This is a genomic window from Chitinophaga pinensis (genome assembly GCF_007896845.1).
Taxonomy (GTDB): Bacteria; Bacteroidota; Bacteroidia; order Chitinophagales; family Chitinophagaceae; genus Chitinophaga; species Chitinophaga pinensis_C.
In genome coordinates this window covers 244,236-261,543 of the sequence record NZ_VOHS01000005.1, presented here as the reverse complement: position 1 = coordinate 261,543, position 17,308 = coordinate 244,236, and the positions used below count along the sequence as shown (strand labels likewise).

General features: G+C 46.7%; 14 protein-coding genes. 5 read left to right on the top strand and 9 right to left on the bottom strand.

All coding sequences use genetic code 11. The features are described from left to right. Nucleotides 1-66 precede the first annotated feature (66 nt). The 5 genes from FEF09_RS07545 to FEF09_RS07525 form a co-directional block, all read right to left on the bottom strand. A complete protein-coding gene (locus FEF09_RS07545) occupies nucleotides 67-2,652 on the bottom strand; it encodes a mechanosensitive ion channel family protein (protein WP_146304526.1) in 2,586 nt (861 codons plus the stop codon). Between the two features lie 96 nt (nucleotides 2,653-2,748). After that, entirely contained in the window at nucleotides 2,749-3,327 is a 579-nt protein-coding gene (locus FEF09_RS07540; protein WP_146304525.1) for a nitroreductase, read from the bottom strand. A 16-nt stretch (nucleotides 3,328-3,343) separates the two neighbouring features. After that, nucleotides 3,344-3,772, bottom strand: a complete 429-nt coding sequence (locus tag FEF09_RS07535) for a thioesterase family protein (protein ID WP_146304524.1) — start codon at nucleotides 3,770-3,772, stop codon at nucleotides 3,344-3,346. 88 nt (nucleotides 3,773-3,860) lie between these two features. After that, complete coding sequence (rdgB, locus tag FEF09_RS07530) at nucleotides 3,861-4,424, bottom strand: RdgB/HAM1 family non-canonical purine NTP pyrophosphatase (RefSeq protein ID WP_261387385.1); 564 nt, start codon at nucleotides 4,422-4,424, stop codon at nucleotides 3,861-3,863. Nucleotides 4,425-4,458: 34 nt separating this feature from the next. After that, nucleotides 4,459-4,956 carry a hypothetical protein gene (locus tag FEF09_RS07525; RefSeq protein ID WP_146304523.1) on the bottom strand — a complete coding sequence of 166 codons (498 nt, stop codon included), beginning with the start codon at nucleotides 4,954-4,956 and terminating at the stop codon, nucleotides 4,459-4,461. Nucleotides 4,957-5,147: 191 nt separating this feature from the next. Between FEF09_RS07525 and FEF09_RS07520 the strand changes: the two genes are divergently transcribed. From FEF09_RS07520 to rpsG, 4 genes are all read left to right on the top strand, one after another. Further along, the gene (locus tag FEF09_RS07520; RefSeq protein WP_261387384.1) at nucleotides 5,148-6,257 is read left to right on the top strand and encodes a branched-chain amino acid aminotransferase; all 1,110 of its coding nucleotides are present in this window, start codon (nucleotides 5,148-5,150) and stop codon (nucleotides 6,255-6,257) included. A 444-nt stretch (nucleotides 6,258-6,701) separates the two neighbouring features. Further along, nucleotides 6,702-6,992: a hypothetical protein gene (locus tag FEF09_RS07515; RefSeq protein WP_146304522.1), complete on the top strand. Its 291-nt coding sequence runs from the start codon at nucleotides 6,702-6,704 to the stop codon at nucleotides 6,990-6,992. A gap of 129 nt (nucleotides 6,993-7,121) precedes the next feature. Continuing rightward, nucleotides 7,122-7,502 (top strand): 30S ribosomal protein S12, encoded by a 381-nt coding sequence (gene rpsL, locus FEF09_RS07510; RefSeq protein ID WP_012789278.1) that lies wholly within the window; start codon nucleotides 7,122-7,124, stop codon nucleotides 7,500-7,502. A gap of 33 nt (nucleotides 7,503-7,535) precedes the next feature. After that, entirely contained in the window at nucleotides 7,536-8,003 is a 468-nt protein-coding gene (gene rpsG, locus FEF09_RS07505) for a 30S ribosomal protein S7 (RefSeq protein WP_012789279.1), read from the top strand. Between the two features lie 909 nt (nucleotides 8,004-8,912). On the opposite strand, the gene FEF09_RS07500 is transcribed toward rpsG, so the two are convergent. From FEF09_RS07500 to FEF09_RS07485, 4 genes are read right to left on the bottom strand one after another with little or no spacing between them, the layout of a single operon-like run. Then, nucleotides 8,913-12,308: a collagen-like protein gene (locus FEF09_RS07500; RefSeq protein ID WP_146304521.1), complete on the bottom strand. Its 3,396-nt coding sequence runs from the start codon at nucleotides 12,306-12,308 to the stop codon at nucleotides 8,913-8,915. 25 nt (nucleotides 12,309-12,333) lie between these two features. After that, entirely contained in the window at nucleotides 12,334-12,828 is a 495-nt protein-coding gene (locus tag FEF09_RS07495; protein ID WP_146304520.1) for a hypothetical protein, read from the bottom strand. Between the two features lie 34 nt (nucleotides 12,829-12,862). Next, nucleotides 12,863-14,038 carry a type IX secretion system outer membrane channel protein PorV gene (porV, locus tag FEF09_RS07490; protein WP_146304519.1) on the bottom strand — a complete coding sequence of 392 codons (1,176 nt, stop codon included), beginning with the start codon at nucleotides 14,036-14,038 and terminating at the stop codon, nucleotides 12,863-12,865. Between the two features lie 17 nt (nucleotides 14,039-14,055). After that, entirely contained in the window at nucleotides 14,056-14,556 is a 501-nt protein-coding gene (locus tag FEF09_RS07485) for a T9SS type A sorting domain-containing protein (protein WP_146304518.1), read from the bottom strand. Nucleotides 14,557-14,953: 397 nt separating this feature from the next. Between FEF09_RS07485 and fusA the strand changes: the two genes are divergently transcribed. Then, a complete protein-coding gene (gene fusA / locus FEF09_RS07480; protein WP_222596932.1) occupies nucleotides 14,954-17,101 on the top strand; it encodes an elongation factor G in 2,148 nt (715 codons plus the stop codon). Nucleotides 17,102-17,308: the final 207 nt, after the last annotated feature.

Below are 17,308 nucleotides of genomic sequence, written 5' to 3'. Positions count from 1 at the left end.
GTAGTGGAAATTTGCCATACGGTTCCCGGCGCCCGCTATTGTTGATGTTAGTGCAATTGCTTCATTTTATGGATTAGGAGCAGGACTTTCCGGTGTCGAAGGCCTTTCTCCTGTACCAGCTGCTCCCGGCGGAGTTCCCGCAGGTGTCGGCGTTACCGATGCTATCGGTGCAGAAGGTGTGGCCGGCGTCTGTGCAGGTTGCTGTTTCCAGATACCCGGTTCCATATTGAACTGGAATTGCTGTGGTCTCGGATAGGCGATACTGATACCTGCTTCCTGTAATTTGATGTAGATATCGGTGAGTACCTCACTTTTCGTCACACCTGCCTGCCCCAGATCACTGATCCAGAACATTGCCTGTATGTCCACACCGGTATCCCGGAAGTTCTGTAACAATACCGTAGGATCCGGTGTTTTCAGAATATCTTCCTGATTGACCAGATACTCTTTAATAACAGTCAGCGCTTTCTTCAGATCACTGCCATACGCAACGCCTACCACTACGTCTACACGGCGTGTCCTGCTGGTCAGTGTCCAGTTTACCAGCTGTTGCGCAATCAGATCACCATTAGGTACAATCACCTCGGATCCGTCTCCGGCGGAAATCTTACTGGAACGGATACCGATTTCTTTTACAACACCAGATCTGCTGCCTAACTCGATGACGTCACCCACCTCTATCGGCTTTTCAAAAGCCAGTATGATACCCGAAACAAGGTTGTTCACAATGTTCTGCAGACCAAAACCAATACCGACACCCAATGCGCCTATCACAATCGCCAGCTTATCCATAGGTATGCCTGAGGCAGCAAATGCCAGCAGGGTACCTGCTCCCAGCACGGCCAACCGTATCAATAACATCGCCGAACCAAGTTTTTTCTGTGGTTGTGATGATTGACCGGTATAGCCCAGCAGATAGGAGAGGATCTGCGTCACAACGGTAGACAACCAGATGATCAACAGGAAAATGATCACACTGCTGAAAGAGAAAGTAAAGTTGCCGATCTTTCTTTCTGCGACCAGCATGTTACTGATGATCTCATATAATCCATCATACATGTAAAGATTACGGGCCAGTAAGGCCAGCCAGCCAACGGATGCAGCGATATAAAAGATCGTTTTTAAACGTGATTTGATGTTCTGATAATCGATCATGGAAATGAAGGTGCTGGAATCCTTTTTGGCTTCTACCTGTATGTAAATTGCCTCCATCAGTATTTCCACCATCAGTACAATACCCAGCGCCATGGTAATGCTGACCACACTGGCAGCTCCCATTATTTTGGCGGCTGCTACTCTGGCCATTAATACAAGTATGACAGAAAGTCCGCTTAATATGATAAATGTCCAGATAGCAGAACGGGAATATTTCGGCAATGGCAGTGTCGTATTTCGTAGTGTACGCAACAGGTAAATTCCAAGAACAATAGCCAGTGTACCCCCGATAAAAATGCCCCATTGCTCAAAGAATGTAACCTGTATCAACAGGTTATTGACACAATACAGTGCCAGCAGAAACACCAGCAGGTACCACCTTTTTAACAAATTGGGAGGGATATTATTGCGGATAATAACTGTCGTCGTAATAGCCGTGATCATCCAGCAAATACCGGAATAAAATATCGGATACTGGATAGAGATCAGGAATGATAGGGTAGAAGCGAGCAGGATCGTACTGGCGATAGGGTATCGGTACAGATAACGGGAATGTTGCAGGATCGTTTCTGCTTCCCGTTCTTCATGTTTGCGTTTGATCTTACGGGCATTGAATTTTACCCACCATAAAAACAATGCTGCGCCAAATATCCAGATGAGGTAAACTGGTCCGCTGACTGCAAAGAATATCTTTAGAATGTTGAGGTTTTTGCGGACGGAGCGATGTAACACTTCCGGAAATTTTGGGCCTTTCTTATCCGGTAAAGGCGGCTCCCAGAGATAACTGAAGTCTTTGTTGAACATCCGCTGACTGAAGCGCGTCAGCTGGTAATCCATATCCTCCAGCAGATTGGTTACATCAATATAACGTTTGGCAACTTTATTCTGTAATAATCCGAGGTGTAGCAGATTGACCTTATTTGCACTGTCCACCTGTCGCCATTTCTGAATGAGCGAAGCCATTTGTCCGACGTAGATACCCCGTAATTCATCTTCCGACGGTATGTTACGCATACTCGTATCTTTCCGCAGCAGCTGAAGCGTATCAGTGATATTCACGAGTCTGTCGTGAAACTTAAACAACACATCCTGCCAGTTGTCCAGTTTTCTTTCCAGCTGCACCAATAGCACCCGGTTTGTATAAAGATCGTGCACGTTATTGGTACTGCCGATAGCTGTCATATCTTTCTGTACCACTTTCATAGACGAGTCGATCAGCGGAATGTTTTCACTGATCTCTGCCGTATCAAGTCCACGTCTTAAGGTACTCATCACCTGATTCAACATCAGGGTATAGGTTTCCAGCCGTGTAATGATAATAGCGACAGAAGTATCTGATAGCCTGATCACCGATTTACCGGAGGAAGTATCTTTTACCTGCTGGGAAATGATTTTGCTGAGTGTCGCGCTGTCAATAGGCCTGGGAGGAGCCGTCTGGTTCTGTGCGGAGAGGTTGGCACTGATAAGAAGGGCGATCAGAAAGATATGGAGGCGCATGGCAAACAATTAGGAATTACATCTTAATATCAGGAATTAAGAATTATAGCTTCGGGCATTTAATCCCAGTTCTTAATTCTTAATTCCTGATTGAAATTACATCCACTTGAATTTCTCTTCCACCGGCTTCAGTCTTCTGCCTTCCGGAATTTGTTCATCCGTATAGCCGAGATAAAAGAAACCGAGCACTTTATCTTCTTCACGTAAGGAAAGATATTCCTTCATGGCAGGGTGGAAGGTCATACCACCTGAACCCCAATAGCCGGCCAGTCCTTTTTCGGTTGCGCCGAGCCAGAGGTTTTGTGTGGCGCAGGCAACGGAAGCAATTTCTTCCAGCTCAGGAATGGCTGGTTTGTTGCCTCTCTTCATACAGATTGCGATCACATGTGATGCAAGGTCGCCCTGTTGCTGCAGCTTTTCATAGCTTGCCTGTGCAAATTTTTCAGCAGGAGTATTGGCTTTATAAATGTCGGCATGCGCCTGACAGAATTGTTTTACGCCTTCTCCACTGAATACCACGAAGTACCATGGTTCTGTATAGCCGTGGGTAGGTGCCCAGTCAGCCAGTTCCAGTATTTCACGTACCTGTTCATCAGGAATTCTCTTCCCGTTCATACTTGCCGGTTTGATATTGCGGCGTTGTCTGATAATATTCGTCAGATTTCCGTTTTCCATTCTTATGCTTGATTGTTTATGCAGATATTTTTTCTTTCCATTCTTCCGGAAGTCTGGCGACCTTCCTGTTGGTATAATCAAAGAAGATCATACCTGATTTCGCTTCAGCGATGACGATAGTTTTACCATCACGAATAGTAGTGATCCTGTAATAAATGTCAAAGCCGAAAGGAGAGATGTCAGCTGCTCCGATGGCGATATCAAATATATCCTTGAGAAATCCTTCTCCTTTATATACGAGTGCCGCATCTGCCATGATAAGGCCTGTTTCCGGACCTCTTTCTTCGAGTCCGAGGGCATGGAGGTAATTGATCCTTGCCTGATGAAGAATGGACAGGATAGCGTCATTGCCTACGTGTCCGCCATAGTTTACATCTGTCACCCTTACCGGGATCTGTGTTGTGTAATGCAGTTTTTCCGGTATATCTAATTTAACTCTTGCCATGCTTTATATTGATAGATCTTTTACTACTGTTAAGTGTACTGCCTGTAGGGCTGGTCTCAGAGAGGAAGGCTTTTTGTTCCCTCTGCTTTCAGGAAAGTGACCAGTTGCTGAAAAGCTTTTGCACGGTGACTGAACTTATTTTTCCAGCCATATCCATTTCTGCGAATGTGAGATCCGAACCATCCGGCACAAAGATGGGATCATAACCGAATCCTTTGCCGCCACGGGTTTCGGTGAGGATAGTGCCGGGGCATACACCGGTGAACTGAAATTCTTGTCCGCCGAGGATAAGAGAAATGACCGTTCTGAAATGCGCTTTCCTGTTTTCCTGCCCTTTCATTTCTTTTAATACTTTGGCAATGTTGTCTTCCGATAGTTTTTGTTCGCCGGCATATCGGGCGGATAATACACCCGGAGCGCCGTCCAGTGCATCTATTTCCAGTCCGGTATCTTCGGAGAAGCAATCCTTACCGGTCATATTAAAAATGACAGTTGATTTCTCCCGGGCATTCTCTTCCAGTGTATCGTGTGGTTCGGGAATATCGATATCAATACCTGCCTCCTGAAGGGTGATGATAGAAAAGCTGTCACCCAGCACAGAGCGGATTTCCTTTATCTTGTTTTCGTTATTGGTAGCAAATACAAGTTTCATTAGAAAAGCAGTGTTTTAATGTCTTTGGTAATATTCAGATACCCAGTAATTGCTTCAATCCCATCCAGAGTTTTCCTTTCAGCACTTTATCCTGCGCAATGATCTGCAGCTCATCAGAGCAGAGCAGCTGACAACCGTTAACCTGTACTAACTGATAAGTGGATACTGCTTCCAGTCCCATTGCAGCAGGTGGAATACCAAATAGTACTGCCTGCTTCATAGGTACTGCAGCCTGCCACGTAGCGAATGGCAGATTACCGTACTGAGCGGTGTTGATGAGTGCGATATCCTGTACGCCGAGTTTACAGGCGTTCAATATATTAGTTAACAGGTTGAACAAATCATCGTTTAAGTATGCATCACCGGCATTTTGTATGAATAGCGCGATGTTTTTTTGATTTTCACCTAAAAATTTGACTTTAGGAGCAGTCTCCGTCACGACTGCAACAGGTTCCTTTTTCCCCGGAATGATAGGCTGGGTGTATATCCTGGCCAGTATGTAAGGATCGAGTTGCAATTTATCGAAAGACATGTTTATGTGTATTTAACTTAATATATCGCTCCCCTTTGGGGAAAAAATCAGTTTATTTGCATCTGACAGTGAGCAAATGTAAGAGTATTCAATTTTAGATTCAGGATTTCCGACTTTAGATTTTAAACGGGAACAGGACCGGGAATTGAAATTCAGACACCAAAACATCAATAAAAAATTTAAAGGTCCTTATGATGGTAGACAATCCAACGACAAATGCCGTACTAGAAGAGGCAGTTAAGAAGATTAAAGTGACCCGGACGGCTCAGAGCCGGATCAATGAGATTGATTTTAACAACCTGGTATTCGGGAAGAAGTACGCTGACCACATGCTGGTGGCTGACTTTGACGGGAAAGAATGGAAAAATGCAGAGATTTTACCATTTCAGCATCTTTCAGTAAGTCCTTCCAATGCCGCCTGGCACTACGGTCAGGCTATCTTCGAAGGTATCAAATCATACAAGGATCAGGAAGGTAACCCTATGATCTTCCGTCCTTATGACAACTATGCACGTTTTAACACTTCCGCAGAGAGAATGGGTATGCCTGAGGTTCCTGAATGGTTATTCATCGGGGGCATGGACATGCTGATCGACCTCGACCGGGATTGGGTGCCATCCAATGACGGTTGCTCACTGTACCTGCGACCTTTCATGATTGCAGCAGATGAATTTATCGGTGTAAAACCTTCTGACACCTATAAATTCGTTATTATTAATTCTCCGTCTGGTCCGTACTTTAATAAGCCTATTAAATTGCTGGTACAGGATAAGTATATCCGTGCTTTTCCTGGCGGCGTAGGTTATGCAAAGGCTGCCGGTAACTATGGCGGAGCGATGTATCCGACTATGCAGGCACGTAAACAGGGATTTGATCAGATCCTGTGGGTAGACGGCCTCGAGTATAAATATTTACAGGAATGTGGCACGATGAACGTATTTGCGATCATCGGTAATAAAGCCATCACACCTGATCTGACACAGGGCACTATCCTTGCAGGAGTTACCAGAACGAGTGTAATGGACGTACTGACTGATATGGGACTGACTGTAGAAGAACGTCCTGTTTCTATAGAAGAGGTGGTAGCTGCGTGGAAAGCCGGCACCCTGCGTGAGGTATTCGGTACAGGTACTGCATCCAGCGTAGCTTATGTGGAAGAACTGCACTATAAAGAGCACGAAATCCGCCTCGATACCACCAAATATGCAGTAGGTGCTGAGCTGCTGGAACGTCTGGATGCTATCCGTACAGGAAAGGCAGACGATACCCGTCACTGGAACTATAAAGTATCAAAACACTAAAATAGTCTTAGTTGTGTTAGTTAGGGGCCATTTGCAGATGCGGATGGCCCCTTCTCTTTAAGGTAACAATCAGGCATCAGTAATTAAGCCCCCTGTCTTAGAGGAGTAGTCTGATCCTTTACTTAATACCCGGTTTATCCTTTACTATGTATTAGTTATCCTACGTTCATCCTACGTTCATGAACGTAGGATGAACGTAGGATAACTAATACATAGTAAATATCATAGCGAGATCAGGTGAGAGACATGCGTTGTTTGGGCAGAAAACTATTGTACACAAATATAGATGATATGCCTGCCACTATACAGGAGTAGTAGCGGGGAGTAATTTTATTGCTTGTTAAATATTGAAAATCAATACAATAATATCTCTATATACAGTACTGTCCGCAGTTTGCTCCTGTAACATTATGCATTCACGGTGAAAAAGTGCATCTTTGCAGGATGACACTTTCTGCTTTTCTGGAATCCCTCAGCCAGGCTATGCCTCCCGCAGGCACTTCTCCATACCTGGCCTCCCTATGGTGGGACGGCAAAGGAAACTGGCAAAAGGCGCATGATATTATAGAACACCTGGATGGCGATACAGCTGCCTGGGTGCACGCTTATCTCCACAGAAAGGAAGGCGACCGTGGTAATGCCCGTTATTGGTATTCACGCGCTGGCCAACCAATGCCGGAAGTGTCACTGGAACAGGAATGGAAAGACATAGTGACCGTTCTGTCAGGTCGTTAGAGGGTATTTCAAAAAAATGTTCAAAACATTTTGTTATTAATAGGGATAAATGTACCTTTGCCCTCCCAAATTCCCATTCTGGGTGATTTGGATGTCATTGTAAACCGACAGAAAAAAAACTTAGGTAGAATGCCTACTATACAACAATTAGTAAGAAAAGGAAGAGAAATTATCCGGGCTAAATCCAAGTCCAGGGCTTTAGATAGCTGTCCTCAGCGTCGTGGTGTATGTACCCGTGTGTACACAACCACTCCTAAAAAGCCAAACTCTGCGCTGCGCAAGGTTGCAAAGGTGCGTCTGACAAACAAAGTAGAGGTGATTGCTTATATCCCAGGTGAAGGTCACAACCTTCAGGAGCACTCAATCGTGCTGATCCGTGGTGGTAGGGTGAAAGATCTGCCAGGTGTTCGTTACCACATCGTTCGTGGTTCTCTGGATACTGCAGGTGTGAAAGATAGAAAGCAGAGCCGTTCCAAGTATGGTACCAAAAAGGAAAAGGCTAAGAAATAATATTTTTACAAATAGTTGAAATTTTCCAAATAAATGAGAAAGCAAGCCGCAAAGAAGATGCCTCTGGCTCCGGATCCGCGCTTTAACGACAAACTGGTTACCCGGTTTGTTAACAACGTGATGGAACAGGGCAAAAAGAGCATTGCCTATAGGATATTTTATGATGCGATTGACAGAGTAAGCCAGATAACCAACGATAATGGTTACGAGGTTTGGAAAAAAGCTCTGGCAAACGTAACTCCTGCTGTAGAAGTTAGAAGCCGTCGTATCGGTGGTGCTACCTTCCAGATCCCTTCTGAGGTTCGTCCTGACAGAAAGGTTTCTCTGTGCATTAAATGGTTAATCCGTTACGCTGGTGAGAGAAATGGTAAGAGCATGGCTGAGAAACTGGCTAACGAAATCGTAGCGGCAAGCAAAGGTGAAGGTGGCGCTTTCAAAAAGAAAGAAGATACTCACCGTATGGCTGAAGCGAACAAGGCATTCTCCCACTTCAGGATCTAAATCTACTGCCGCAAGGTAGATGGTTTATAAAGATATAGGAGAAACATCCTCCGGGCTATACCGGGGGATGTTCTCTTTTTTTGTGTCCGTTATGCACTGCCAATCTATCCCTGAAAGCCGGCAGTATATGCCAGACTGCAACATGACCGTTTAGACGGTTAATGAACAGCAATATCAGGTACACGATTCAACCCGTTACCTGCTGATGTGAAAACACTCATCTTTATCAGGACTACTCCACTGTCTATAGTGAGGTGTGTTGAGTAATGTTTTCAATGCACAATTGTTTTCCCATAGCTTATACCGGTAATCCCGATTTTCGTCAATATACAGACGAGCAGGATATCTTATGTCTGATGGCATGGGGTAAGTTATTCTCCTGATAGTAATAGTTAAGGGTTATCCATCCACAAAAGTAGTCGGGGATGACTATTTCCACATTGCTTATAAATGATACCTCTTGTCATCATAACAGAAAATCAGGCTATCACTGATCACTGTTGCCCCAAAGTCGGTGACCACATCGATTTTCTTACTACGTTATTTATAAATAGGACAAGTCAGCGGATAAGCGGGATGTCTGAATACAGCCCATCGTTTAGTACTGAAAGCAGAGAAAGCACAAAATGTTGCTGTTATTTATAAAGCATACAAGTCCTCATTATAATAAATGGTCAGGATAATCTCTATTGCACCGTAGGAGCGTCAACCGGATGCAATATTTATTGCTGAGCTGCTTATAAATACTACAAGTTTGATAGTGATTGGAAGTCGTCTGCTATTTATCGTCACTGTTGAGACATGGATCGGAGAGAAGGGTGTGTTGAAGATAACAGGCAGGGGATAAAAAAAACGGCCGGATAACATTACGTCATCCAGCCGTGTACGGTTAGCTAGTATTAAAGCGTTTTATCTTACGTTTACAAGTACTTTGATCAGACCATTACCTTGTCCGTCAAAAGTTTCCAGCGCCTTTCCAATAACCTGACCCGGTTTCACTTTATCCAGATCCGCTTTCATTGCGTGACCCGCTTTACTGGAAGTCACCAGCAGATCACCTCTGCGGATAGCACCGCCTTCTCCACATACTTTGGTCGGAATAACACCGATTACACCCATTGGTACTTTATCAGCCAGTTCATTGTCAATATCTTCTTCTGTCAGCAATACGCCCGGTTTGGTTGCGTATACACCTGCCACAAGCGTAGAATATGGCTGGGAAGATAAAGCCACTGTTCTATCTGCATCTTCGGCAATCACGAGTACATCTCCCGGCGTATATTGACTTACATGACCTTTGACATCAAATGCTTCCGCAACGTCAGCGCCACTGTTTTGTGTACCGCCGTTAAAGAACCCACGGCCGGCTTTGTTAATACGAGCTACGTTGCCGCTGGCGCTCTGGAATACGGCTACACTGCCCGATGGACCCTGATGGTTGATCAGTAATCCATTACCTGTACCATTGGTTGTAATATGTACAACAGGTTGACCGTTCGCATTGTTGAAATTTGCGAATCTTCCTGCTTTACCGGTGCCGAAATTGGGGATAAATCCGGATACCGCATTACCTTGACCGTCGCAGCTGGCTTCTATACCATCACCATTACCACCGGCATTGGCAGTAATTCCATTACCGTTGCCATCAGCAAGTGATAACAAGGCCGGACCATTACCAGCAGGATTAGATGCATGGAAAAGCCCTGCATAACCGCCGGTACCGGATGATATGCCGTATATACCTGCAGTACCGAAGTTGGCAAATTGGGAAGTCACCTCGCCTTTTACTGCCGGAGAAGTACCGGTTGTTCTGTCCACCAGAAAATCTCCCGCTGTACCATTACCAACCGTTTTTACCGTGATTACAGGATTTTCATTATCCTCATTAAAGATTTCAAACCTGCCTGCACGGCCTTCACTGAAGGTAGGCACCCATGCATACAGAGCAGTACCTGCACCATCGATATTAGTTTCAACACCATTGCCATCTTTACCGGCATTGGCGGTGATGGCATTACCATTACCGTCGGTCAGTGCAATCAGAGCGGCGCCGTTGCCGGAAGGATTGGATGCATAGAACAGGCCTGCGCGACCACCAGTACCGGAAGAGATACCGAATACACCTGCAGCACCGAAGTTGCCGAAGATGGTATTCACCTCTGCTCTTACTGCAGCTCCCACACTGTTATTGTTGTCCAGCAGGAAGGAAGAGGCATTACCCAGTGTATTATCAGGAATATTACCGTTACTGTTGCTGATTACTTCGAGAATATTTGCTTCTGTATTGTCCTGATTAAAGTTTTCAAATTTACCCGCCATACCGGTACTGCTGTTGATACCAACCTGTCCATATACACCGATACCAGTGTTGGCAGTGCTGGTAGCTACAAAACCTCTTACGCCATATCCACCGCCATCATTACGACCTACTATCGCACCGGCAATATCAGAAGTAGTACGTCCTACGATCGCTTCACCTGCGCCGTTGTTATCACCAACAATACCGGCAGATGTTTGTTCAGAAGTAATACCATGTACGCCAAAACCTGCTACGGTACTACTCCGCACACCTGCGCCGTTGCCAGTTGTGCTGACATTGATAACAGTACCATTACCAACAGAAGAAGCGTTCAGTACAGTGTTATTATTTGAGTTGTTGTTAATGTTGATATTGGCTGCGACGCCATTTACAGAAGTGGCATTCAGACCTGTACCAGTATTACTGTTGGCAAATACACCGTAACCATTGGCGGAAGCATTACCATATACACCAAGACCATTCGGAGTAGAACCATATACGCCCCATCCTGACCCGGCCTGAGAACCCCATACACCAATACCTAATCCACCGCTACCATTGTTGATACCTCTCACCGCTGAAGAGAATCCACCCGGGGCGGTACTATTTACAATACCACGTACAGCGGCGATGCTCGAAGTAGTCGTGTTGTTCACACCTTCTATGGAAGTACCATCTCCATCGTTAGTCAGTGAAAACAATGTAGCGGCGTTGTTTTCTACAGTAACATAGGGGAGTGTGAATCCACCGCCAGCTACGCCGGGCAACCAGTTGGTGCCGTCAAATCTAAGGATTTGTCCTGCGAGCGGAGCGGTAGCTGACACAGGGATGTTCTGTATACGCACCACATTCGGATTAGGATAAGTACCACTCAGATCTCCGCCAGCTGCTGCACCATTGATCTCACCTGCTGGCCCTGCTGGTCCTACGGGACCTTGTGGACCTGCCGGGCCTACTGGTCCGATTGCACCGGCCGCACCCGCTGGTCCTACAGGTCCTACGGGGCCAATTGGTCCGGCTACGCCTGCATCACCTTGTGGCCCTGTTGCACCTGCAGGTCCTACCGGCCCTACTGGTCCCGCTGGTCCTGCAACCCCCGGATCACCTTGTGGGCCAGTCGCACCCGCTGGTCCTACAGGGCCGATTGGACCTGCTGGTCCTGCTACACCCGGATCACCTTGTGGGCCAGTCGCACCTGCCGGTCCTACGGGGCCCACCGCGCCTACAGGACCTTGCGGACCAGCAGGTCCTGCATCTCCTTTAGCGCCAGCCGGGCCTACAGGTCCTACCGGTCCTGCTACACCCGGAGCTCCCTGAGGGCCAGCTGCTCCTGCGTCTCCTTTAGCACCAGCCGGGCCTACAGGTCCTACCGGTCCTGCTACACCCGGAGCTCCCTGAGGGCCAGCTGCTCCTGCGTCTCCTTTAGCACCAGCCGGACCTACAGGTCCTACCGGTCCTGCTACACCCGGAGCTCCCTGAGGACCGGCTGCTCCTGCCGGACCAGTATCGCCTTTCGCGCCTGCAGGTCCTGTAGCACCGGCATCACCTTTCGCGCCGGTTGGACCAGCCGGACCCTGAGGGCCTGCGGGACCTGCCGGACCGGGCGTTCCATTTGCAGCAAACAGTGCATAGGGAACACTCAGTAATTCAGTGGTGCCTAGTGTTACAAAGCCGCTACCGGTATTTACTTCGACTTTTAAATATTGATTAGCGTCAGCCCAGGGTACAGCTGCAAATGTGCCGGTAGTTGCATTACCCTTACCTATCTGAAGATTGAAGAGACCCAGTGTGCTGGTTTTCACTTCATGCGTTTCTTCATATTGTACCGGACCAGCAGCGGAACCGCCGAGAACGGATATGCGGACAGAGATGTCTTTATTGGCGACAACGGTACCGTTGGTGTTGCGGACTACCGCCTGGTAATTGGTGCCTGACAGTCCATTCTGGGCATAAGCACCCGCACAGACAGCAGCCAGTAATATGATCAGTAGATATAATTTCTTCATGGTTATGTGTTTGTATGCTTAGGGGTTATTGTCTCGCGCGTTGGAATGATTTATTCACAGGCGCGGTAGTGGGAGCTTTGGTAGCTGGTTTTACAGTATTGCCGGGAGCCGGTGTGATGGTACCGGTCTGACTATGTGCCGGAGCATTCAGATTTTCCTGTGCATTACCCTGTGTAGGTACTTCAACAGGAGCCGGTAGTTTCAGCTGCTTAGACTTTATATCCTTTGCTGCGTCTGCTTCGCTTACATCAGAAGTATTTTTACCAGCTGTTTTTTTAGCATTCAGTACCCTGCTGCTACGCGTTTTGGTAGTTTGAGGACGGTAATCTGTGAATAGCTGTTCTTTGGTAGAACGAGTATTCTGGGGTTGAGGAGCTGCCTTTAACTTATTCTCCTTTTGCTTCATTTTGGCAATGTCCTCATTAAAGTGCGGGAATAGTTTGTCTCTGGTACGTTCCTGAGCTATGCTGACGCCGAGCCCGGAAAAGAATAACGCAATCAGTAAAGCGTACGGTTTCATATGTTGGAGTTAATATGTGATTGATAGAATGGGATTATTGTCTGGAGCCGCCGCCTACATGATAAGCGATGGTAAATTTCAGGGTCTTGCGCTGATACAGGCTATTTGCCGTAGGCATAATATAAGCCATGTCCAGAGATACACCTTTAATACAGGTGCCTATGCCGGCTGCAAAGTGTTGCCGGTATCCTTTCTGGGGATGTTCATAGAAGTAACCTGTACGGATAAACAGCTGATGTTGGTAAGTGTATTCGAGTCCGCCGGAAACTGTAAACTCTCTGATTTCTTCCTGAAAACCGCCCGGAGCGTCCCAGAAGGAGGTAAAGAGTGCTTCTGTCATACTGCGGTCCGGATCTTTACCCTCGATGATTTCGCCGGTGGGTTGTCCATTAGCATCCAGTGCATATTTCGGTGGAGTGGGAATCAGTAGTTTATTGACATCTGCCAGAATGGTGAACTGGTGTTCTACTGTATTCACGAAGGTGTATCCACCGCCTATGCGCAGATTAGCGGGAAGGAAGGCTTTACGGTCGCTATCATCCGTATAATTCAGCTTGGATCCTATGTTGGTGAAGGCAATACCCCACGAATAGCGGTTACCTGCGGGATCACTTTTGCCATAATTCTGGGAATAGAGGGCGATATCACCAGCTACAGCGCTGGCCGGATTTTGTTGTAATCCGTTAAAGCTGCCCTGTCCGAGATCACTTCTGATATAACGGAGGCTGATGGCCAGTGAGTAGCGTGCGCCGAGTTTACGGGCGTACGTTGCGTCTATAGCGTATTCTCTGGGTTTATACCGTTGCAGTTCGGTGCCGTTATCATCTCTGAAAATGATCGTTCCGTTGGTGAAGTACCGCATGGAGACGCCGATACCTTCTGTATTATCCTTGAAATTTTTGAAGGCGGAAACATAGCCCATGTTGGTCCGCTGATCGCTATTGTTGAGGTCCCACATCCAGGGGGAGTAGGAGGCGCTGACACCCCAATCGTCGGCGAAGACGATCTTGGCGGCGTTTGCGAACAAGGCATTTGCATTGGGTTCAAGTCCTGTTGCGGCATCACCTGTACCACTGCTGCGTGCATCGGGATTGACGAGCAGGAATGCGGCGCCGGTATTGATGGTTTTGATACCCTTTACCTGTGCCATCGATCCGCTATGGGCGAGCAGTCCGGCGACACAGAGCCATAGTGTAAAATTTTTCTTCATGATCTTGCTTTTTGGGGTTATTGGATCACCAGTTTCTCTTCATACATGTGACCGCCTGCTTTCAGCACTACGGTGTAGATACCGGCGGCAAACCTGGTGACTGGCAGTGTGATCAGCACTTTACCGGCGCCATATGACCTGCTTTCCTGATGAACGACCTGCCCGCTGCTATTGACAATGAAAAAAACAACGGGGTTGTTGGACAGCATGTCGAACTGGAGCTTAAGAGTAGTAGAAACCGGGTTTGGGTAAAGAATGAGGTTGACAACTACTTCTGCACCTGCTGGGTTTGGAGGAAGCTCTTCTGCCTGATGGAAGCCCTGGGTCAGCAATATGGCTGATTTCTGCAGGGAGCTGACGGTAATTTCGCCGACGGTGTACTGGAAGATATAAGACCCTGCGGGGCCTCCTCCGCCTGTACTGGCGTTGACCTGTCTGTTGAGCAGCTGCGCTCTTGCGGTGGGTACGCCACCGGCAGCAAGACACAACAGGAGGAGCTGTTTGTGGATAATCTTCATTTAAAGATATGTTAGGGGGTGAATTAATGACAACGGTAAAAGCATTCACGTATGACAGTACAGCTACAATAAATCAATAGTATGGGGTTCAGGACATTAACAAGCACATATACAAATATGTTTTAAAGGGCAAAAAAATGCAATAGCAAGTTCCTGGCTGGCGGGATTATTATTAAAACCGGTCGGGCGGAATGGACAATTGGTTTTCAGTGTAGTAGCAGATCGCTGGTAAGGTGGTAAAATTGGATTACCTTTGCGCCGTTAATTGTGGGGTAAAGCCCTTTCTGTAAAGGAATTCTTAAATAATGATTTGGTAAATCAACCCATTTTATTTATTGGTAAAAATCATTTACCTTTGCCCCCCAAATTGCATTAGTAATACAGTCATTTTAATATTATGGCAGACTTAAAATTTCAAAGAAACTTTGGTATTGCGGCGCACATTGATGCCGGTAAAACCACTACCACAGAGCGTATCCTGTACTACACAGGTAAATCCCACAAAATAGGGGAAGTGCACGAAGGTGCTGCCACCATGGACTGGATGGCACAGGAGCAGGAGAGAGGTATTACCATCACATCTGCTGCTACTACTTGTTTCTGGAAATTCCCGACTACACAGGGAAAGCTTCAGCCAGACACTAAAGAGTACAAATTCAACATCATCGACACTCCGGGTCACGTGGACTTCACCGTTGAGGTAGAACGTTCCCTGCGTGTACTGGATGGTCTGGTAGCATTGTTCTGCGCCGTATCTGGTGTAGAACCACAGTCTGAGACCGTATGGCGTCAGGCTAACCGTTACCGTGTACCACGTATCGGTTTCGTTAACAAAATGGACCGTGCTGGTGCTGACTTCCTGAACGTGGTAAAACAGGTGAAGGAAATGCTGGGTGCTAACCCTGTTCCGCTGATGCTCCCTATCGGTGCTGAAGATACTTTCAAAGGTGTGGTTGACCTGATCACTATGAAAGGTATTATCTGGGACGAAGAAGGTAAAGGTGCTACTTACCAGGAGATTGAAATTCCTGCTGACATGAAAGATGAGGCAGAAGAGTGGAGAGCTAAACTGGTAGAAGCAGTTGCTGAGTATGATGACAACCTGATGGAGAAATTCTTCGAAGATCCAAATTCAATCTCTGAAGCTGAGATCCACGAAGCTATCCGTAAGGCTACTATCGATATCGCTATCATTCCGATGCTGTGTGGTTCTTCCTTCAAGAACAAAGGTGTTCAGAAGATGCTGGATGCGGTTTGCCGTTACCTGCCTTCTCCACTGGATATCGAAGCAGTAAAAGGTACAAATCCTGACACTGGCGCTGAGATCGAGCGTAAACCAGATGCAAAAGAACCATTCTCTGCACTGGCGTTCAAGATTATGACCGATCCTTTCGTAGGTCGTCTGGCGTTCTTCCGGGCTTATTCCGGTCACCTGGATGCAGGTTCTTATGTTCTGAACACACGTACAGGTAAGAACGAGCGTATCAGCCGTATCATGCAGATGCACGCCAACAAGCAGAATCCGATCGATTTCATCGAAGCTGGTGATATCGGTGCTGCTGTAGGTTTTAAAGATATCAAAACAGGTGATACCCTGTGTAATGAAGATCATCCGATTGTTCTAGAGTCTATGACATTCCCAGAGCCTGTAATCCACATCGCTATCGAGCCAAAAACTCAGGCTGACATGGATAAAATGGGTCTTGCAATCGCGAAACTGGTAGAAGAAGATCCTACCCTGAAAGCAAAAACTGATGAAGAAACCGGCCAGACCGTATTGAGCGGTATGGGTGAGCTTCACCTGGAAATCATCGTTGACCGTATGCGTCGCGAGTTCAAGGTAGAAGTTAACCAGGGTGCACCTCAGGTTGCGTTCAAAGAAGCATTCACCGGCGTTGTTACACACCGTGAAGTTTATAAGAAACAGACTGGTGGTCGTGGTAAATTCGCTGATATCCAGGTTGAGATCGGACCTGCTGATCCAGAATGGCTGAAAGAGAACGACGGTAAAACGTTCCAGTTCATCAACGATATCTTCGGTGGTTCCATTCCAAAAGAGTTCGTACCTCCGGTACAGAAAGGTTTCGAATCTGCAATGAACCAGGGTGTACTGGCTGGCTATCCGCTGGATAATCTGAAGGTTCGTCTGTTTGATGGTTCCTTCCACCAGGTTGACTCCGATGCAGTATCATTCGAGCTTTGTGCAAGAGCAGCTTTCCGTGAGGCTGGCCGTAAGGCGAAACCAGTTCTGCTGGAGCCAATCATGAAAGTTGAAGTACAGACTCCTGACCAGTACATGGGTGACGTAACAGGTGACCTGAACCGTCGTCGTGGTATGCTGGAAGGTATGGAAATGAGAAATGGTGTACAGGTGATCAAAGCTAAAGTTCCGCTGAAAGAAATGTTCGGCTATGTAACTCAGCTGCGTTCAATGTCATCTGGTCGTGCGACTTCCATCATGGAATTCTCTCACTACTCTGCAGCTCCAAACAGCATCGCTGAAGAGGAAATTGCAAAAACAAAAGGTAAAGTGAACGCTGACTAATTTCAGATTCATTTATCAGACTTATAGAAAAAGGGATGCCGTCAAGGCGTCCCTTTTTTATTTGGTATAAGTGACGCGGTGATTGCCTGTATTGGGACCGATTGTCTTCATGATAGGAGTATGTGCTGACATTATTCCGCAGAAAGCCCTTTGTTTAAATTGTTTGTGCGCTACTGAACCCCTTCTCTTATTAATTGTTTTTCTTTT